Genomic DNA, 19085 nt, shown 5'->3' with positions numbered 1-19085 from the left:
TGGACTTACAGGGAGCGCTGGATCGTCTCCACGCGATAACACTCGATCACGTCACCGGCACGCATGTCGTGATAGTTTTCGAAGGCCATGCCGCATTCCTGACCGGACTGGACTTCCTTCACTTCGTCCTTGAAGCGCTTCAGCGTCGACAGCTTGCCTTCGTGCACGACGACGTTGTCGCGGATCAGGCGCACATTGGCGCCGCGTTCCACGGTGCCGTCGGTGACGCGGCAGCCGGCAACCTTGCCGACCTTGGAGATGTTGAAGATCTCCAGGATCGAAGCATTGCCCAGCATGGTCTCGCGCAAGGTCGGCGCGAGCAGGCCGCTCATCGCCTTCTTCACGTCGTCCACGAGGTCGTAGATGATGTTGTAGTAGCGGATCTCGATGCCGTTGCGCTTTGCGGCCGCAGCCGCCTCCTTGTTCGCACGAACCGAGAAGCCGATGATCGCGGCGTTGAAGCCTTCGGCGAGCGTCACGTCGGATTCCGAGATGCCGCCGACGCCTGCATGCAGGATGCGGGCGGCGACTTCGTCGGTGCCGAGCTTTTCCAGCGAGCCGAGGATCGCTTCCAGCGAGCCCTGCACGTCGGCCTTGATGATCAGCGGGAATTCCTTGCGACCCGCCGTCTTCAACTGCGACATCATCTGCTCGAGCGAGCCGCGCATGCCGGAGATCGAGGCCGCCGCGTTCTCGCGCTTCTGGTGCGCGCGGTAGCTGGTGACCTGACGGGCGCGGGCTTCGTTCTCGACCACCGCGAGACGATCACCGGCTTCCGGCGGACCGTTGAAGCCGAGCACCTCGACCGGCACCGACGGACCGGCTTCCTGCACCGTCTCGCCCTGGTCCGAGATCAGCGCGCGGACGCGACCCATCTCGGCGCCGGCGACGATGATGTCGCCGACCCGGAGCGTGCCGCGCTGGACCAGCACGGTCGCGACCGGACCACGGCCGCGGTCGAGCTTGGCCTCGATCACGGTGCCTTCGGCCGGACGCTCCGAATTGGTCTTCAGGTCGAGGATGTCGGCCTGGAGCGCGATCATCTCGAGCAGCTTGTCGAGATTGGTCTTGTTCTTGGCGGACACTTCGACGTCGACGACGTCGCCGCCGAACGATTCCACCTGCACTTCGTGCTGGAGCAGCTCGGTGCGCACGCGCTCGGGCCTGGCATCGGGCTTGTCGATCTTGTTGATGGCAACGATGATCGGCACCCGCGCCGCCTTGGCGTGGTTGATGGCTTCGACGGTCTGCGGCATGACGCCGTCATCGGCCGCGACCACCAGCACGACGATGTCGGTGACCTTGGCGCCGCGGGCGCGCATCGCGGTGAACGCGGCGTGGCCGGGCGTGTCGATGAAGGTGATCTTCTTGCCGCTCTCGGGCGACAGCACCTGATAGGCGCCGATGTGCTGGGTGATGCCGCCGGCTTCGCCGGACACCACGTTGGCATGGCGGAGCGCGTCGAGCAGCGAGGTCTTGCCGTGGTCGACGTGGCCCATCACGGTCACCACAGGCGACCGCGTCTCGGTGTCGGAGGAATCGTCGACCTGGTCGAACAGGCCTTCTTCGACGTCGGACGCGGCGACACGCTTGACGGTATGGCCGAGCTCTTCGGCGATCAGCTGCGCGGTGTCGGCGTCGATCACGTCGGTGATCTTGTGCATCGCGCCCTGCTTCATCAGCATGCGAATGACATCGACCGCGCGCTCGGCCATGCGGTTGGCGAGTTCCTGGATGGTGATCGCTTCGGGAATGATCACCTCGCGGATCAGCTTCTCCTTCGGCTCATTCGAGACGTGGCCCTTCAGGCGCTGGGTGCGGCGGCGGAACGAGGCGATCGAGCGCTCGCGCACCTCGTCGGCGTTGAGCGCCGTGACGACGGTCAGGCGGCCGCGCTCCTTCTGCGGGCCAGGTTTATGGGTCGGCTTGGGCGCCACCACAGGACGCGCGGCGCCGCCGGGACCGCGACGGATCTGGCGCGGACCGTCATCTTCGTCCGGTCCGGCCGCAACACCGGGCGCACGAGCTGCCGGGATACCCGGTCGCGTCGTGGTCGTTGCCGGGCGAGTGGTCGCCGTCGCTCCCGGTCGCGTCGTGGTCGGCGCGGAGCGCGGAGCGCTGGTCGCCGGGGTGGCCGCTGCGGGACGCGCGGCAGCCGGCTGCTCGCCTTCGCCAAAGCGCTTCTTGGCTTCGGTCTCGGCCTTGCGCTTGGCCTCGTCCTCGTGACGGTGGCGCTCTTCCTCGGCCTTGCGGCGGGATTCGGCGGCGTCGCGCTCGGCGCGCTCGGCGGCCTCGCGAACCGTGCGGCGCTGGGCCTCTTCCTCGGCCTGCCGGCGCTCTTCGACTTCGCGAACCTTGGCGTCAGCGAGCGCGCTGGCACGGGCGGAGCGTTCGTCCTCGGTCAGTGTACGCAGCACCACGCCGGAGCCGGCGTTGCGCGGCGGCGCCGGGCGTGAAGGGGCGGGCGCAGGCGCGGCGGGCGCCGGCTTCGCGACAACCGTCGGGGCCTGCGGCTCAGGGCTGCCGTCGATGCGGCGCTTGCCGCGCTTCTCGACCACGACCTGCTTGCTGCGGCCATGGCTGAAGCTCTGGCGGACAGTGCCCGTTTCGACGCGCGGCTTGAGCGATAGCGTCTTGCTCGGAACGCTCAGCTTCTTGTCGTCTGGGGTCTTGGTATCAACCATTCAGCAGTCCTAATCCTGATTTATCAGTGTTGTGCGTTGCCGCACCGTCTTATCGGGTTCGTCGTTATCTTCAGAAATCCTGGCCGGGCTTTTCGGCAATCTTGTCAGCGTCCGCCATCCGGTATCGGACCAGCATCTGGCTACGTGACAGGAATGACTTGCTCGCCGGGCCCGCGAGCAGGGCAGCATGTATCACATTTGACCGGGTAAGTGCCAAATCCAATTCTACCGATTTCAGGGCCGTGACGACCGGAATCTGAGGCTTGGCACCGCGGTTTCCGGCATTTTGACGTGCCAGCATGTCCAATTTGCGGATTCCGTCCGCGGCCCCGTCGCTGGCGTGGATCAGGACCTCGACAGTGCCTTCCCGCAGGGCGCTTTCGACCTTGCCGAAACCTGCAACAATCTGGCCCGCCTTGGCGGCAATCCCAAGGGCTTCGGTCACGCTTCGAACCAGGAGCGCATCGATGTCGTCGGGAAGCGTCTGGGGAATGCGCAGGTCGCGCTTGAAGGCTCTGGTAAATTGGTGACGACGGACGGCTTCCGCAACCACCTGTCGCGATGCCGTGACCCACATGCCCCGTCCGGGCAATTTGCGCTTGAGATCGGGAACTATGTCGCCTTGCGGCGATACGACGAAGCGGATCAGCTCGTCGATCGGCCGGACCTCGCGGCTGACAGCGCACATGCGCATGGTCGCGGACCTTTCGGTCCGCGGTCCATGGTCGAGTTCGTTGTCAGTGCTGGCAAGCATCCGGGCGACATCCTCCTTCGCCTTTAAGCCGGCTGGTCTTCGGTCGCCTCAGCCTCTTCGGCCGGCTTGGCGAGGTCAGCCTCGGTGATCCAGCCGGCCTGAACGCGGGCCTGCATGATCATGGCTTCCGCATCGTCGCGGGAGACGCCGAGGCCGTCGAGCGCGCCGGCGAACTTGGTCTGCTCGCCGCCTTCCTTGCGCTCGGTCCAGCCGACCAGATCGTCAGTGGCGCAGCCGGCGAGGTCATCGACCGACTTGATGTCGTTCTCGCCGAACTTCACCAGCATCTTCGAGGTGACGCCGGGCACGTCCTTCACGGCGTCCTCGACGCCGAGTTCCTTGCGGCGGGCCTCGATCTCGGCTTCCTGCTGATCGAGATATTCGCGGGCGCGGTTCTGGAGCTCCTGCGCGGTCTCTTCGTCGAAACCCTCGATCCCGGCAAGTTCCTTGAGGTCCACCATCGCGAGTTCCTCGACCGAGGTGAAGCCTTCGGACGCGAGCAGCTGGCCGACCACCTCGTCGACATTGAGCGATTCCATGAAGACGCGGGTGGAGTTCTCGAAGTCGGCCTGGCGGCGCTCCGATTCCTCCTGCTCGGTCAGGATGTCGATGTCCCAGCCGGTGAGCTGCGAGGCAAGGCGGACATTCTGGCCGCGGCGGCCGATGGCGAGCGAAAGCTGGTTGTTGGTGTCGGGCACCACGACCTCGATGCGCTCGCGGTCCTCGTCGATGACGACCTTGGAGACTTCAGCCGGCGCCAGCGCGTTGACCACGAAGGTCGCGATGTCGGGCGACCATGGAATGATGTCGATCTTCTCGCCCTGCAGTTCGTTCACGACGGCCTGCACGCGCGAGCCGCGCATACCGACGCAGGCGCCGACCGGATCGACCGAGGAATCGCGGGAGATCACGCCGATTTTCGCGCGCGAGCCCGGATCGCGGGCGACCGCCTTGATCTCGACGATGCCGTCATAGATCTCAGGCACTTCCTGCGCGAACAGTTTTGCCATGAACTGCGGATGGGTGCGGGACAGGAAGATCTGCGGACCGCGGGTCTCGCGGCGGACGTCGAAGATATAGGCGCGGACGCGGTCGCCGTTGCGGAACACTTCGCGCGGCAGCATCTCGTCGCGGCGGATGATGGCTTCGCCGCGGCCGAGATCGACGATCACGCTGCCATATTCGACGCGCTTGACGACGCCGTTGACGATGTCGCCGATGCGGTCCTTGAATTCCTGGTATTGCCGGTCGCGCTCGGCCTCGCGCACCTTCTGCACGATCACCTGCTTGGCCGACTGCGCGGCGATGCGGCCGTATTCGAGCGGCGGCAGCGTGTCGGCGATCGTGTCGCCGACCTGGGCGCCGGGGTTGGCGCGCTGCGCGTCGACCAGCGAGATCTGGTTGGAGTGGTTTTCGACCGTGTCGACCACCAGCATATGGCGCGACAGCCGCAGCTCGCCCTTCTTCGGGTCGATCTCGGCGTGAACGTCAGTCTCGCTGCCGTAACGGGCTCGCGCCGCCTTGGCGATGGCATCTTCCATCGCCGCGATGACGATACCGCGATCGATCGATTTCTCGCGGGCGACGGCGTCGGCGATCTGGAGCAATTCAAGTCGATTGGCGCTGACTGCCATGGCTAGTCTCCTTCGTCAGGCTCGATCTCGCCGCGCCGAGCACGTTCGGCGGCAAGGCGATGTTTCTTCGTATTGGTCGGGGCCGGCTTCTTTTTCGGCTTGGTGTTCTTGGTGGTCTTCGCACTGATCTCTGCGTGCGGTGCCTGCGGCGGCGCGATGCCGAGATCGCGGCGCATCTTGCGCTCCTCGGCCTTGCCGCGGCGCATGGATTCCGCGATCAGCTCATCGGTCAGCACCAGCCGCGCCTCGCCGATATCCTCCATGGTCAGGAGCACGTCGACATCGTCGTTCGGCTTGGCGTCGTCGCGACGCAGGTGCACGCGGTCGCCTTCGACGGCACCGAGCGTGCCACGGAACCGCTTGCGTCCCTCATGGGCGACCGCCATCTCGATCTTCACCAGATAGCCGGAATAGCGCTCGAAATCGGAGCGGCGCACCAGCGGACGGTCGATCCCTGGTGAGGAGATTTCCAGCCGATAGGCGCGATCGATGGGGTCGGCGACGTCAAGCACGGGCGACAATGCCCGCGAGATCGCTTCGCAATCCTCGAGCTGCATCGAGCCGTCCGGCCGCTCGGCCATGATCTGCACGGTGCAGCCGGCTTCGCCGGAAATGCGGATCCGTACCAGGCGGTAACCCATGCCTTCGAGCACCGGCGCTGCGACCGCAGACACCCGCGCCGCCGCGCCCGGCTCGACCACGAGCCTCGGCTCGGCCAGCAACTCGGCCTCGTTGGAACCAGTGTTCGGTTCGGTCATATCAGGGGTCAAGGCGCTCGATAGTCTCGATGGTTAAGGCTTGGTTAAAACGTCAAAGCCCGCTTCGGAACTTTCCCGACACTCCGTCGGGCCGGCATCTTCCGCCAAGCCGCGTTCAGGTAATAAAAAAGAGCGGGTCCTTTCGGGCCCACTCTCACTACGCGGATCGTATGAGAAGATGAATTGGCGCTGATATAGCCCTTTCCGCCCGCCCGGACAAGGCCCATCGCAGCGGGATGCGGGCTTTTTGCGCCCCGGCAGGCCCCCGCGGGCAACGCTTCCTTCATGAAGCGGGCCTAAATTTCCCGGTTGTGGGGCGGCTTGAGCCTATGGCGCGCCCACGGCGTGCCAGATTCGAGTTGCGTTCCATGACCGTTGCCACGTCGCTCATTCCCGGACTGGACGATATCGTCAAACGCGGTGATCCCCGGCGTCGTGGCGAGATCGCGAGCGCCATCGCCGCACTGTTCTTTCAGGACGCGTCAAAACTCCGTCCCGAGCTCGTCGATCTCTTCGACAATCTCCTGATCGATCTCGTCCCGCACGCCGAGCTTGCCTCGCGCGTCGATCTCGCCGAGCGCTTCTCGCTGCTTGATAATGCGCCGCCTCATCTGGTCGGCCAGCTCGCGCGTGAAAACGAAATCCTGGTGGCGGGCCCGGTGCTGCGCCGTTCGCCTGTGCTCGATGAAGCCGCGCTCGTCGAGATCGCGCGGCTGAAGGGCCAGGGCCACCTGCTGGCGATGACGGAACGGCCGACCCTGTCGCCTGAGATCACCGACGTGCTGGTCGAGCGCGGCGATCGCGACGTCGTGCGTCGTGCCGCCGGTAACGCCGGTGCGATCTTTTCGTCGGGTGGCTATTCGGAGCTGATCAAGCGCGCGCGCCAGGATGGCGTGCTGACGCTCAAGATCGGCCAGCGCGAAGATCTCTCCGGCGAGCACCTCAAGGAGCTCCTGGACGGCACGCTCGATGTCATTCGCCGTCGCCTCTCCAGCGTGGTCAATCCGACGCGCCAGGTCGAGATCAAGCGCGCCATGGCTTCGATCGAGGAAGCCGCGCTGCCGCCCGGCCCGCGGCGCGATTTCTCCGCTGCGCAACGCACGGTGCTTGGCCTGCATCGCGGCGGCCATCTCGGCGAAAGCGCGCTGCTTGGCTTTGCCAAGGCGAACAAATACGAGGAATCGGTCGCCACACTCTCGGCGATGGCCGGCGTCAGGCTTTCGATGCTCGATCGCCTGATTGCGGGCGATCGCTACGATCCGATCCTGATCCTCGGCCGTGTCCTGAATCTCGGCTGGCCCACGGTGCGCGCGCTGGTCCTGATGTGGTATGGGCCGCATCGCATGCCGGCCGATGCCGATCTGGAGCAGGCGCGGATAAATTTCACGCGTCTGATGCCGGCGACCGCCGAGCGCGTCGTGAATTTCTGGCGCAACCGGCGAACGATCTAGCTTCTGCGAAATCGCAAATACGCCGCCTTGCGCCCTTCGCGCGCGGCTTTTCGTCCATAGCGCGTCATGGTGTAGCCGGCCCAGGGCTGACGAAAATCATCGGCGCGTTCCGCAAGCCACTGAAAATCCGGCGCGCGCGCAAGATGCGACAGCGTCCAGGCGCAGTAGTCGTCGATATCGCAGACGAAACGGAATTCACCGCCTACCTTCAGCACGCGCGCCATCGCGGCGATCGTCCGGTCCTGAACGAAGCGCCGTTTCCAGTGCCGCCGCTTCGGCCAGGGATCGGGGTGGATCAGATCGATCCGCGACAGCGACGCGTCCGGCAGCCAGGCCAGCAGTTCGGCGGCATCGCCGGCAAACAGGCGGATGTTGGCGATGTTGGCGGTCTCGATCTGCGCGAGGATCTTTGCCATGCCGTTGACATAGGGCTCGCAGCCGATGAAGCCCGTCGTCGTGAAGTTCTGCGCTTCCGCGGCGAGATGCTCGCCGCCGCCGAAGCCGATCTCGAGCCGTACGTCTTTGGTTGCGGGACCGAAGATCTCGGCGACGCTCGCCGGCCTCTGCGTCGTGATGTCGAGCGAAAGATGCGGCAGCAGATGATCGACCAGCTCGGCCTGGTGCTGCCTGAGCTTGTGGCCCTTGCGCCGCCCGAAGAAGGCGCGCTCGCCGTCCGCACGATCGGGATCTGATTTGCGCTCGCTCATCGCAGTGTCTGGTACAGGCGATGGAGCAGCCGCGCGCGCGGTTCGAGCGAGGAGACGTAGAGCTGCTCATAATGGGTGTGTGCGCCCTTGCCGTCGACGCCGAGCCCGTCAAGCGTGCCGGTATGCGGCGCAGTGAAATTGCCGTCGGAGCCGCCGCCGGTGTGGGTGTCGATCAGCTCGAAGCCGATCTCTGCGGCCAGCGTCTTGGCGTGCTCGTACAGCGACGCGCCCGCGTTGCCCTTCTCGTAAGGAGGACGGTTGAGCTCGCCGGTGACGGTGACGGTCACGCCGTCGGTCCTCGATGTCAGTCCGAGGATCCTGCCGACGAACTCCTCCGCATCGTTGATACCAGGCACGCGCAAATCGACTTCGGCATAGGCCTCTTCCGGCGTGACGTTGGGCCGCGTGCCGCCGCGCACCACGCCGACGTTGACGGTGACGCCGCGCTTCAGATCGTTCATCCCTTCCAGCGTCTGGATGACGTTGGCGAGCTCGCGCACTGCGCTGCGGCCGTCTTCGGGCCGCGAGCCGGCATGTGCGGGCACGCCCTTGATGTAAATCTTGAAGCGCCCGACGCCCTTGCGTCCGGTGACGATCTTGCCGCCGTCGCGCGCCGGCTCCGTCACCAGCACGTATCTGGCCTTGCGCCCTTCCGCCTCGATGAGCCCGCGCGAGGTCGGGCTGCCGATCTCCTCGTCGGAGGTGAACAGGTGGGTGATGCCGAGCGGCGGACGATCGGGCGCAACGCAAAGCTCGCGAAAGGCATGATAGGCGATGTAGGCACCGCCCTTCATGTCGTAGATGCCGGGACCGAACGCGCTGTCGCCCTCGACCTTGAAAGGCAGACGTTCGATGAAGCCCATGGGATGAACGGTGTCGAGATGGCTGAGCACCAGGATACCGGGCCGGTCCTGGCCCCAGGTCGAACGCACCACGAGATGATCGCCGTAGCCATCGACGCCGGCGACGCGTTCGAGCGTGACAGGCAGGTCGCGATAGTGGTCGGCAACCATCGAGGTCAGCTTGTTGACCTGCTCGGGCACTTCCGTCGGCGTCTCGATCTCGACCCAGCGGCGGATACCAGCGAGAATAGTTTGGGAATCGAACGAATTGGAGCTCGCCATGAAAATATCTGTACCTTCGAATCGCATCATCTCGGCGGAGGCGATGCAAAGCGCAACCGCAAATGACGACATAGGCCAGATTTGGCGCAGTCTCAAACTGGAATGAGTTGGCGCGTCAGCGCTTGTCCGGGCCTTCGCGGGCGGCGATCTGCTCGACGAGATCGACGATCGAACGGCGCAGCTTCGAATCGGTGATTCGGGTGAACGCCTTGGTCAGCGCGAGCCCTTCCGAGGTCGCGAGGAAGTCGGAGACATAAGAGGGCGATGCACCTTCCGCGAAGCCATCGGGGCCGGCGACGCCGCTCGGTCCGCCCTCGAAAAGGAACGACACCGGCACCTGCAGAATCTCGGCGATCTGCTGGATTCGGCTTGCACCGACCCTGTTCGTGCCCTTCTCGTACTTCTGAACCTGCTGGAAAGTCAGCCCCAAAGCTTCACCGAGCTTTTCCTGACTCATGCCCAACATGATGCGGCGCATACGCACGCGACTGCCGACATATTTGTCAACAGGGTTGGGCGCTTTCGACATTTCCTCAGCCCTCCAAACACCACCGTCGGCGCAATAGAAGTATTGCCTCAGGTGACAGCGACGCCAAAATTTCACCCTGATTGGGGAAACATTGCGGAGAAATTTAGCAATGCACCGCTGTCTTATGCAGCGGGTGCAGAATGGGGAGCCCGCCTGCAGTCTGTCAACCGTGGGACTACGGTTGTCAAAGGTTTCCGGCCACGTCGACCGAAAACCGCTGGCGACGGTGTGATCACGGGTGCCGTTTGGCAACACGTCGCCGTACCGCCAGAATTACAGCCAGCGCGACGAGCATGGCTGCGGGGATGTCGCCGAGTCTCGCATAGATAGTGGGCGGGATTGCGGTGGGCAGACTTGCATCCAAAATGCCTTCGATGCCGAGACCGAGGCTGGCCACTATGCGGCCCATCGGATCGATCACTGCCGATACGCCGGTATTTGCGGAGCGGACCAGCGGCAGTCCGAGCTCGATGGCGCGCATCCGCGCCTGCTCCAGATGCTGGTACGGACCGGTCGAGATGCCGAACCAGCCGTCATTGGTGAGGTTCACCATCCAGCCCGGGCGCTCATCGCGCGTCCCGACTTCGCCGGGGAAGATCGCCTCGTAGCAGATTAGTGGCAGCGCGGGCGGTGCGCCCGGCACCGGCAGCACGTGCCGCACCGTGCCGGGAATGAAGCCGCCGCGCATCCGCGTCAGTTGCTCGAAGCCGATCTTCTCCATCAAACCCTGGTAGGGAAGAAATTCGCCGAACGGAACGAGGTGCAGCTTGTCGTAGACCGCCAGCACGGTGCCGTCGTGGTCGATCACGTAGATCGAATTGTAGGCCCGCGTGATCGGCGTGCCCGGCGGCAGATCGGGAGCGCGGACCGATCCGGTGATCAGCACCGTGCCCTTGGGCAGCAGTTCGGCGATTTGCGCCATCGCGTCGGCTTCGCGGGTCAGGAAGAACGGAAAGGCGGATTCCGGCCAGATCAAGATCGTGGCGGCGCTCACGCCGGTTGATTGCGGTCCGGAGGCGCGGTCCGACAGCGCGAGATATTTCTTCATCACCTCCGCCTTGGCGGAGTAGTTGAATTTTTGGTCCTGCTGGAGGTTTGGCTGCATCAGGCGCAGCCTGGCACCCGCAACCATCGTGGTCGGATGCAGCGACATGCGGATGGCGCCGAAGATGCCCATGACGACCAGCAGCGCAATGGCCCCGGCCGGCACGCGCCAGGCCAGGCTGCGGTCGCGCGTGCGGTCGATCAGCACCGCTGGGCTTGCGAAGATCGCAACCGTGAGGAACGTCATGCCCCACTGGCCGATCAGCGAGGCCGTCTGCGCCAGCGCCAACGGCTCCGACAGCGCATAGCCGAATGCGTTCCAGGGAAAGCCGGTCAGCACGTGCCCGCGCAACCATTCGCCGACCGTGAGGCTCGCGGCGAGCGCGAGAATCCGGGTGGCATCCTTGGTCCAGAGCAGGCGGGCCAGCGCGAAACCGATCGCCGCGAAAATGGAGAGATAGGCCGGCAAGCCCAGCACGGCGAACGGCGTCAGCCAGGCGAACACATCGGCATCGACGAAGAAGGCGTAGCCGATCCAGTAGAGACCGGGCACGAAATAGCCGAGCCCGAACCAGTAGCCGGTCAGCGCTGCGGCGGGGACGCCGCCATACCGTCCGGCCCCGGCGCCATCGATCAGCCAGACCATCACGGGGAAGGTGACGAACAGCACCGGCCAGGCATTGAACGGGGCCAGCGCCAGCACCGACAGCGCACCGCACGCCATCGCAAGCAGCGCGCGCTTCCACCCCCAGGTCAGGATGATGGCAAGCGCAATTTGCCGAAGTCGCTGGAATGCGCTCACTGCGGGCCGGTCCCGTCGCCAGGCGGCGGGGTCGGCGTGTCGCCCGACTGCGGCTGACCGTTCTCCGGCGCGGCCTCGCGGCGGCGGCTCTCGCGCTGGGTGCGCGGCGCGGGGCGTTCCTTCCGCGTCGAGATGCGCAGCCGCTTGACGCGGCGCGGATCGGCATCGAGCACCTCGACCTCGTAATTGCCGGGGCCCGAGATCACCTCGCCGCGCACCGGCAGGCGCCCGACGAAGCTGACGAGATAGCCGCCCAGCGTCTCCACCTCCTCGCCGGCCTCGCCGGTGACGAAGTCCTCGCCGATCACGGTGCGCACGTCGTCGAGGCTGGCGCGGGCATCGGCGATGAAAGCGTTGTCGGGCAGCCGTACGATCGACGGCGGCTCGTCGCTGTCGTGCTCGTCGTCGATTTCGCCGACGATCTGCTCGACGATGTCCTCGAGCGAAACCAGCCCGTCACTGCCGCCATATTCGTCGACGACCAGCGCCAGGTGAATGCGCGTCGCCTGCATCTGCGCGAGCAGGTCGATTGCCCGCATCGACGGCGGCACATAGAGCAGCTTGCGGATGATGCGCGCGTCGTGCAGCGGCAGCGCGAGGTCGACGGCGCGCAAATCGAGCCCGGCCGGCAGCGGCTTCTTGCGCTTGGTCTTGGTGGCCTGCGGAACGCGCGCACGCGCGGTCATGAAAGCGAGCAAATCGCGGATGTGGACGATGCCGACGGGATCGTCGAGCGTCTCGTTGTAGACCACGAGGCGTGAATGGCCCGCGCTCTCGAAGCGGTCCATCAATTCGCCGAGCGGGATGTCGCGCTTCACCGCGATGATGTCGGCGCGATGCACCATGACGTCGGCGATGCGGCGCTCGTGCAGGCCGAGGATGTTGCGCAGCATGGTGCGCTCGACCGCGGAGAAGCCGGTGTCGTCGGGCGTCGTCGCATCGAGCACGACCTGGAGATCGTCGCGCACCGAGCCGGCCTTCCAGCCGAACAGCGTGCGGATGGCACGCAGCAGCCAGCCGTCCGCGGTCGGGCGCATGACCTCGCCGGGCGCGACCACGGCCGGCAGGTTGGCCGTGTTGCGCGGATTGTCGTGAATAGGCTCTGAATCCGGCATCTCAGTGCGTCCCTGCGCGGTCTGCATAGGGATCGGGGATGCCGAGGTGAGCCAGAATCTCGGTTTCGAGCGCTTCCATTTCTTCCGCGTCGCCGTCGTTCTCGTGATCGTAGCCGATCAAGTGCAGGAAACCATGCACGGCGAGATGACTCAAATGATGATCGAATGGCTTATGTTCCTCGTCCGCCTCGCGCCGCATGGTCTCGTAGGCGATCGCGATGTCGCCGAGCATGCGCGGCGCATCGCCCGGCTTCCATTCGCCTTCCGGCTGGAGCGCGGGGAACGACAGCACGTTGGTCGGCTTATCGATGCCGCGCCAGTTGCCGTTGAGCGTGCGGATGCCGGCATCATCGGTCAGCATCACGGCCACTTCTGCGTCGGCGACATCTTCGTCGACGGATGCGGCGGCAGCCGCGACGGCGCGCTGGATCACGGTTTCGGCGTCAGGCTCGCTTTGCCAGCAATCGGCGACGACGAGGACCTCGGTCATGGGAAGGTTGGGATGTGACATGGGTTTGTTCGGAACGATAAGGCGCTGGATCTGCGCCCGTGTGGTCCCGCTGTTGTCTCGTCAGGATTTGTTGCCGGCGGGCGGCCGCTGCGGCAACCCTTCGTAGGCGGAGACGATTCGTGCCACGAGCTCGTGGCGGATCACGTCCTCGGCTTTGAAATGAACTTGCGCAATGCCTTCGACGCCGCTCAGCAGGCGGGTTGCCTCGGCGAGCCCCGAGGTCTGGCCGTTCGGCAAATCGATCTGCGAGGGATCGCCGGTCACGATCATGCGGCTGTTCTCGCCGAGACGGGTCAGAAACATCTTCATCTGCATCGACGTCGTGTTCTGGGCTTCGTCCAGGATGATCGCGGCGTTGGTCAGCGTGCGGCCGCGCATGAAGGCGAGCGGCGCGATCTCGATCTCGCCGGTCTGCAGCGCGCGCTCGACGATGCGTGCGTCCATGAGGTCGTAGAGCGCGTCGTAGATCGGGCGCAAATACGGATCGACCTTCTCGCGGAGATCGCCGGGCAGGAAGCCGAGCCGCTCGCCGGCTTCGACCGCCGGACGTGACAGGATGATCTTGTCGACCTCCTTGCGCTCGAACAATTGCGCGGCATGCGCGACCGCGAGCCAGGTCTTGCCGGTGCCGGCTGGGCCGATGCCGAACACAAGCTCATGGCGCTTCAGCGCGCGGATGTAGGAGTCCTGCGCGGCCGTTCGCGCGCGCACCGGGCGCTTGCGCAAGTTGATGCTGTCGAAGGCCGACTTTGCCGACTTGGCGTCGAACTCGAACAGGGAGCCCTGGGCGATCACGGCGCGGATCGCGCCTTCGACCTCACCCTGGTCGACATCCTGCCCCTTCACGGCGTGCGCGTAGAGCGTCTCCAGCACCCGGCGTGCCGCGTCGCAGCCGTCGCGGGTGCCGCCGATCGTGATGTGATTGCCCTTGGAGTCCACCACGACGCCGAGCCTCCGCTCGATCTGCGCCAGGTTCTGGCCATAGGGGCCGACCAGCGCGGATGCGGCGCGGTTGTCGTCGAAGTCGATGACGACCTGGGTCTCGGGCGGAACTTGCATGTCGCGGTCAAATTTGCGGCTGGGAGCGATAGCAGACGAATCCGATGCGCTTTTTGGCAAGGGTTCAGGCTCCCGTAGCGATGGATGATAAAGCGGGCTCGCGCGTGCGTTGCGTGGCGAGCTCGCCGAGGAAACTGTAGCGCTCGAGGCTGTCGATCCGCACCGGCAGGATTTGTCCGATAATGTCGGGCGAGGCCATCACATGTGCAGGCTGAAGGAAGGCGGTGCGGCCGACGATCTGGCCGTCCTTGCGCGCCGGACGTTCGAACAGCACGTCGACTGTTGAGCCAATCGCAGCCTTGTTGAAGGCCGATTGCTGGCTGTCGATCAATTCCTGGAGCCGCTCCAATCGCTGGTCCATCTCGGCGGGGGGCACCGTCTCCTGCATATCCGCGGCCGGCGTTCCCGGCCGGGCGGAGTATTTGAACGAATATGCTGCAGCGTAGCCGATTTGCGTGACAAGCGCGAGGGTCGCGAGAAAATCTTGCTCGCTCTCGCCGGGGAAGCCGACGATAAAATCTGATGAAAAAGCAATGTCTTGGCGCGCCGACCGGAAACGGTCGATGACATCAAGATAATCATTGGCGGTATGTTTCCGGTTCATGGCGGCCAGGATTCGGTCCGAGCCCGACTGCACCGGCAGGTGCACGAACGGCATCAGCGCATCGAGATCGCGATGGGCCGCAATCAAGCTGTCATCGACGTCGCGGGGGTGGCTGGTCGAGTAGCGTAGCCGCGCGATGCCGGGAATCCCGGCCAGACGCTCCAGCAATTGGCCGAGCCCCCAGCTTTTTCCGTCAGGCCCGTCGCCGTGATAGGCGTTGACGTTCTGGCCGATCAGCGTGAGCTCACGAACGCCGTTGTCGGCAAGGCGCTTCACGTCGTCGATGATCTTTGCCACCGGACGCGAGACCTCGGCGCCGCGTGTGTAGGGCACGACGCAGAAGGTGCAGAACTTGTCGCAGCCTTCCTGCACCGTGACGAAAGCGGAAATGCCGCGCGCGCGGATCGCATCGGGCCTGGGCTGGGCGAGGAAGCCGAATTTGTCCGCGGCGGGAAACTCGGTCTCGATCGCGCGGCCTTCGCTCCCGGCCCGCTTCAGCAGCTCGGGCAGATGATGATAACTCTGCGGACCGACCACGACGTCGACCGCCGGCGCGCGGCGCACGATCTCCTCGCCTTCGGCCTGCGCGACGCAGCCTGCCACCGCAATCTGCATGGCGCGGCCCTCGCGCGCGGCCTCGTCCTTGGCGACGCGCAGCCGGCCGAGCTCGGAATAGACCTTTTCGGAAGCCTTCTCGCGGATGTGGCAGGTGTTGAGGATGACGAGGTCGGCCTCCTCGGCATTCGCCGTCTCCACGAATCCTTCCGGAGCCAGCGTGTCCACCATGCGCTGGGCATCGTAGACGTTCATCTGGCAGCCATATGATTTGATGTGCAGCTTGCGCGGCGGCTTCATGGAACCCGGAATTGAGGTGGAGAACGCCCTTCAGATATAGGCTGGAGAGCCGAAAATCCAGCGATTGGGGGGCTTTTCGGCTGTCATTCCGGGGCGCGACGCAGTCGCGAACCCGGAATCCAGGGGTTTTGGCACGTGATTCCGGGTTCGATGCTGGCGCATTGCCCCGGAATGACGCCGAGAGGACGAAATCAGCCCGTCAGCGCGTCCACTTCGATCCGGCGGACCAGCTCAGGTAATTGATGCATGTCCGAGAAGGTCAAGTCGGCACCCGCCTGGCGCAGGGTCTCGGCATGGCCGGCCCCGCAATGGCTGCCACCGTAAAAGCCGAACACTTTCATCCGGGCCGCCCGCGCGCCGGCGATGCCGGCAAGGCTGTCCTCGATCACGACACAGCGCTCGGGCGGGACGCCCATTTCCTTCGCGGCAAACAGGAACAGGTCCGGTGCGGGCTTGCCGTTTGTTACCTGCGAGGACGAGAAGATGTTTGGTGCGAGGCGTTCATAGAGCCCAGTGCTTCCGAGACTCACCCGCATGCGCGGATGCGAACCGCTCGATGCAACGCAGACACGTTGCGTCACGACGTCGAGCACGTCGTGGATGCCGCGGATCGCTTCGAGGTCGGCTTCGAATGCGCGAAACAGCTCGTCCTGCAGATCGCCGTGATAGGCCTCTGGCAGCTTGCGGCCGAGTTCGGTTTCGATCTCGAGATTGGCCTGTTTTGTCGAGCGGCCAAGGAAGCGCTCGGACACCTGCTCCGATGTGATCGGATAGCCGTGCCGGGTCAGCACGTCGGCATGGGTGCGACAGGAGATCGCCTCGCTGTCCACGAGCACGCCGTCGCAATCGAAGATGATGAGGTCAGCGGCCACTAGATCAAGACGTCGGCTTGTCGTCGTCGAGCGGAACGCAATAGAGCTCGAGCCGGTGGTCGACCAGCTTGTAGCCGAGCTTGCGTGCGATCTCCGCCTGAAGCTTCTCGATCTCTTCGGAGGTGAACTCGATCACCTTGCCGTCGCGCAGATTGATGAGGTGGTCGTGATGGCTGTCGCGCATCGTCTCATAGCGCGCGCGGCCCTCGCGGAAATCGTGACGCTCGATGATGCCGGCATCCTCGAACAGCTTGACGGTGCGATAGACGGTCGAGATCGAGATCTTGTCGTCGACGGCGACACAGCGCCGGTACAATTCCTCGACGTCGGGGTGATCGACCGCCTCCGCAAGCACGCGGGCGATGACGCGGCGCTGCTCGGTCATGCGCATGCCGGTGGCGGCACAGCGCCCCTCGATGCCGGACGCCTTGGATGCGGAAGAAGGTTTAAGTCCAGTCATGTGATATCTGCCTGACGGAGCGCTTTCTGCCATCGATATTAGGACAAGTCACGTCGCATCAGAAGTGCGTTCAATTGTTCCCCGTTGGCCTGCTTATAGTAGCGTTCGCGGCGCCCGACCACCACGAATCCGCATCGCGCATAGAGCCGTCGCGCCGGCTGATTGTTCTCCTCGACCTCCAGAAAGATCGTGCGCACGCCTCGCCCTGCGAGGTGACCGAGATGGGTCATCAGCAGCGTGCGGGAGAGACCGCGGCCGCGATGGGACTGGTCGACCGCGACCGAGAGGATTTCGGCTTCGTCCGCGCCGATCCGCGACACTGCAAAGCCGATCGTCTGGCGCCCTAGGCGCAAGCGGTGGACGAGCGTGTTGCGCTCGCTGAGCATGGTCTCGAACTCACTTTCGCCCCAGCCCTGCGCAAAGGAGGCGCCATGGAGCTGCGCCAGCCGCGCCGCGTCGCGCGCTGACGCCGGTTCGACGGCGGCGGTGCCGCCGCGCCACCATTCCGAGAACCATCTCGTCATGACGTTGCGGCTTGAGCCGCGAGCAGCGGCTGGGCCGCCGGCTTTGCATCGGGCGCCTTCAGATAGAACGGCCGCGCCGGATTGGTGCCGGGATTTGCCGCAGCGCCGAGCCAGGCGACCCAGCTGATGTCGGGCGCGGGCTGCGCGTCGACCGAAACAGGTTGCGGCGCATCCTTCGGCCAGCGCTCGGCGAGAATTTTCGCGGCATTGCCGACCAGATGCGGCGCGCCGAATTGCGAGGCCGCGATCGCCTCGTCGATGGGAGCTATGGTCGGCCGGACCAGCAAACTGCCGTCACCGGCGACGATCTGGAAATAGACGTGGTCGTGCCGCGCATCGATCGCCGAGATCACCGGCGCAGGTCCGCTCTGGCCGACAATGGCGGCCGCATAGGCCGACAAGGCGGTGAGACCGACAGCCGGCCGCTTGGCCGCGAGCGCGAGACCGCGTGCTGCCGAAATGCCGACGCGCAAGCCGGTGAAGCTGCCGGGGCCGACCGTGACCGCGATGCGGTCGAGCGCCGTGAAAGCGAGATCGGCCGACTGCATCACGCGCGCGATCATCGGCATCAGCGCCTCGGCATGGCCGCGCTTCATGAGCAGCTGCTCCTGCGCGAGGAGCTCACCGGCGTCGGTGTCGAGAACGGCAGCCGCGCATGCTTCGAGCGCAGTATCGATGGCGAGGATCAGCATGAAAAAGCGAATGGCGAGTGTCGAATAGGGAGCAGTTTAGCGAACCAGACGCCTATCCGCCATTCGTCATTCACTCTTCGTAGTCCCCCGATATTGCCGCACTTCGTAGGGTGGGCAAAGGCGCTCTTGCGCCGTGCCCACCAACTTGTCTCCAAGAAAAGAAGGTGGGCACGCTTCGCTTTTGCCCACCCTCCGGCACCTCGCTTACATCGGCCGGACTTCGACCACGTCAGGCACGAAGTGCTTCAGCAAATTCTGGATGCCGTGCTGAAGCGTCGCGGTCGATGACGGGCAGCCGGAGCAGGCGCCCTTCATGTTGAGATAGACGATCCCGTCCTTGAAGCCGCGGAAGGTGATGTCGCCGCCGTCATTGGCGACTGCGGGCCGCACGCGGGTCTCGATCAGATCCTTGATCATGTCGACCGTCTCGGCATCGGACTCGTCGAAGAACTCGTCCTCGTCGTCGAGATCGGCGTCGCTGGTGGCCGCACCGTCCGCGAGCAGCGGCGCGCCGGACATGTAGTGCTCCATGATGGCGCCGAGGATCGCGGGCTTGAGCTGCTGCCATTCACCGTTCGCCTTGGTCACGGTGATGAAGTCCGATCCATAGAACACACCGGTGACGCCGGGCACCTCGAACAGCTTTTCGGCGAGCGGCGAGCGCGCAGCGGTTTCGCGGCTCGAAAATTCCATCGGGCCGCCGTCGACCACGATGCGGCCGGGAATGAATTTGAGCGTGGCGGGATTGGGGGTGGCTTCGGTCTGAATGAACATGGTTTTCTCCGGACGTCGCCGGTTCAAGGCCGGCGCGTGCTCTATCCAGTAGCAGATGGCGACGGCAAACGCACGGTCAAGGGGGTGGGGAGGGTCGTTTCGCTGTCATTTCAGCGGGTTAGGGCGCTCGCT

The 19085-nt window shown here is 65.0% G+C and carries 18 protein-coding genes; 1 reads left to right on the top strand and 17 read right to left on the bottom strand.

All coding sequences use genetic code 11. The annotated features are described in order from the left end of the window. Positions 1-5: 5 nt before the first annotated feature. The 4 genes from infB to rimP all read right to left on the bottom strand — a co-directional run bounded on the left by infB (position 6) and on the right by rimP (position 5830). A complete protein-coding gene (gene infB, locus FXB38_RS11300; RefSeq protein WP_148750931.1) occupies positions 6-2684 on the bottom strand; it encodes a translation initiation factor IF-2 in 2679 nt (892 codons plus the stop codon). A gap of 70 nt (positions 2685-2754) precedes the next feature. Then, positions 2755-3438, bottom strand: coding sequence for an RNA-binding protein (locus FXB38_RS11295; protein ID WP_148750930.1), 684 nt, complete (start codon positions 3436-3438; stop codon positions 2755-2757). A 23-nt stretch (positions 3439-3461) separates the two neighbouring features. Beyond that, complete coding sequence (nusA, locus tag FXB38_RS11290; RefSeq protein WP_148750929.1) at positions 3462-5072, bottom strand: transcription termination factor NusA; 1611 nt, start codon at positions 5070-5072, stop codon at positions 3462-3464. A gap of 2 nt (positions 5073-5074) precedes the next feature. Then, complete coding sequence (rimP, locus tag FXB38_RS11285) at positions 5075-5830, bottom strand: ribosome maturation factor RimP (protein ID WP_148750928.1); 756 nt, start codon at positions 5828-5830, stop codon at positions 5075-5077. Between the two features lie 368 nt (positions 5831-6198). On the opposite strand from rimP, the gene FXB38_RS11280 reads away from it, so the two are divergent. Continuing rightward, positions 6199-7281 (top strand): DUF2336 domain-containing protein, encoded by a 1083-nt coding sequence (locus tag FXB38_RS11280; protein ID WP_148750927.1) that lies wholly within the window; start codon positions 6199-6201, stop codon positions 7279-7281. Here the strand turns inward: FXB38_RS11280 and trmB are convergent. From trmB to FXB38_RS11215, 13 genes are all read right to left on the bottom strand, one after another. Then, positions 7278-7988, bottom strand: a complete 711-nt coding sequence (gene trmB / locus FXB38_RS11275; RefSeq protein WP_148750926.1) for a tRNA (guanosine(46)-N7)-methyltransferase TrmB — start codon at positions 7986-7988, stop codon at positions 7278-7280. The genes FXB38_RS11280 and trmB overlap by 4 nt on opposite strands. Continuing rightward, positions 7985-9142 carry a M20 family metallopeptidase gene (locus FXB38_RS11270; protein ID WP_148750963.1) on the bottom strand — a complete coding sequence of 386 codons (1158 nt, stop codon included), beginning with the start codon at positions 9140-9142 and terminating at the stop codon, positions 7985-7987. The genes trmB and FXB38_RS11270 overlap by 4 nt, the downstream gene beginning before the upstream one ends. 85 nt (positions 9143-9227) lie before the next feature. Then, positions 9228-9641, bottom strand: coding sequence for a helix-turn-helix domain-containing protein (locus FXB38_RS11265; protein ID WP_148750925.1), 414 nt, complete (start codon positions 9639-9641; stop codon positions 9228-9230). A gap of 232 nt (positions 9642-9873) precedes the next feature. Then, on the bottom strand, positions 9874-11487 hold the full coding sequence (gene lnt / locus FXB38_RS11260; protein WP_148750924.1) for an apolipoprotein N-acyltransferase: 1614 nt from the start codon (positions 11485-11487) through the stop codon (positions 9874-9876). After that, positions 11484-12602 (bottom strand): hemolysin family protein, encoded by a 1119-nt coding sequence (locus FXB38_RS11255; protein WP_187434803.1) that lies wholly within the window; start codon positions 12600-12602, stop codon positions 11484-11486. Before FXB38_RS11255 ends, lnt begins: the two co-directional genes overlap by 4 nt. A 1-nt stretch (position 12603) precedes the next feature. Beyond that, complete coding sequence (gene ybeY / locus FXB38_RS11250) at positions 12604-13113, bottom strand: rRNA maturation RNase YbeY (protein WP_148750922.1); 510 nt, start codon at positions 13111-13113, stop codon at positions 12604-12606. 60 nt (positions 13114-13173) lie between these two features. Then, the gene (locus tag FXB38_RS11245) at positions 13174-14172 is read right to left on the bottom strand and encodes a PhoH family protein (protein ID WP_027531542.1); all 999 of its coding nucleotides are present in this window, start codon (positions 14170-14172) and stop codon (positions 13174-13176) included. Positions 14173-14236: 64 nt separating this feature from the next. Continuing rightward, entirely contained in the window at positions 14237-15631 is a 1395-nt protein-coding gene (miaB, locus tag FXB38_RS11240) for a tRNA (N6-isopentenyl adenosine(37)-C2)-methylthiotransferase MiaB (protein WP_148750921.1), read from the bottom strand. A 191-nt stretch (positions 15632-15822) separates the two neighbouring features. Continuing rightward, the gene (locus tag FXB38_RS11235; RefSeq protein WP_148750920.1) at positions 15823-16503 is read right to left on the bottom strand and encodes an HAD family hydrolase; all 681 of its coding nucleotides are present in this window, start codon (positions 16501-16503) and stop codon (positions 15823-15825) included. Between the two features lie 4 nt (positions 16504-16507). Continuing rightward, positions 16508-16963, bottom strand: coding sequence for a Fur family transcriptional regulator (locus FXB38_RS11230; protein ID WP_148750919.1), 456 nt, complete (start codon positions 16961-16963; stop codon positions 16508-16510). A 38-nt stretch (positions 16964-17001) separates the two neighbouring features. Beyond that, a complete protein-coding gene (gene rimI / locus FXB38_RS11225; RefSeq protein ID WP_148750918.1) occupies positions 17002-17487 on the bottom strand; it encodes a ribosomal protein S18-alanine N-acetyltransferase in 486 nt (161 codons plus the stop codon). Next, positions 17484-18179 (bottom strand): tRNA (adenosine(37)-N6)-threonylcarbamoyltransferase complex dimerization subunit type 1 TsaB, encoded by a 696-nt coding sequence (gene tsaB, locus FXB38_RS11220; RefSeq protein ID WP_148750917.1) that lies wholly within the window; start codon positions 18177-18179, stop codon positions 17484-17486. The genes rimI and tsaB overlap by 4 nt, the downstream gene beginning before the upstream one ends. Positions 18180-18383: 204 nt before the next feature. Beyond that, positions 18384-18953, bottom strand: a complete 570-nt coding sequence (locus FXB38_RS11215; protein WP_148750916.1) for a NifU family protein — start codon at positions 18951-18953, stop codon at positions 18384-18386. Positions 18954-19085 lie beyond the last annotated feature (132 nt).

This window comes from Bradyrhizobium cytisi (genome assembly GCF_008123515.1).
Classification (GTDB): domain Bacteria; phylum Pseudomonadota; class Alphaproteobacteria; order Rhizobiales; family Xanthobacteraceae; genus Bradyrhizobium; species Bradyrhizobium cytisi.
The sequence above is the reverse complement of the archived record's forward strand: the minus strand, read 5'-3'. Positions and strand labels throughout refer to the sequence as shown.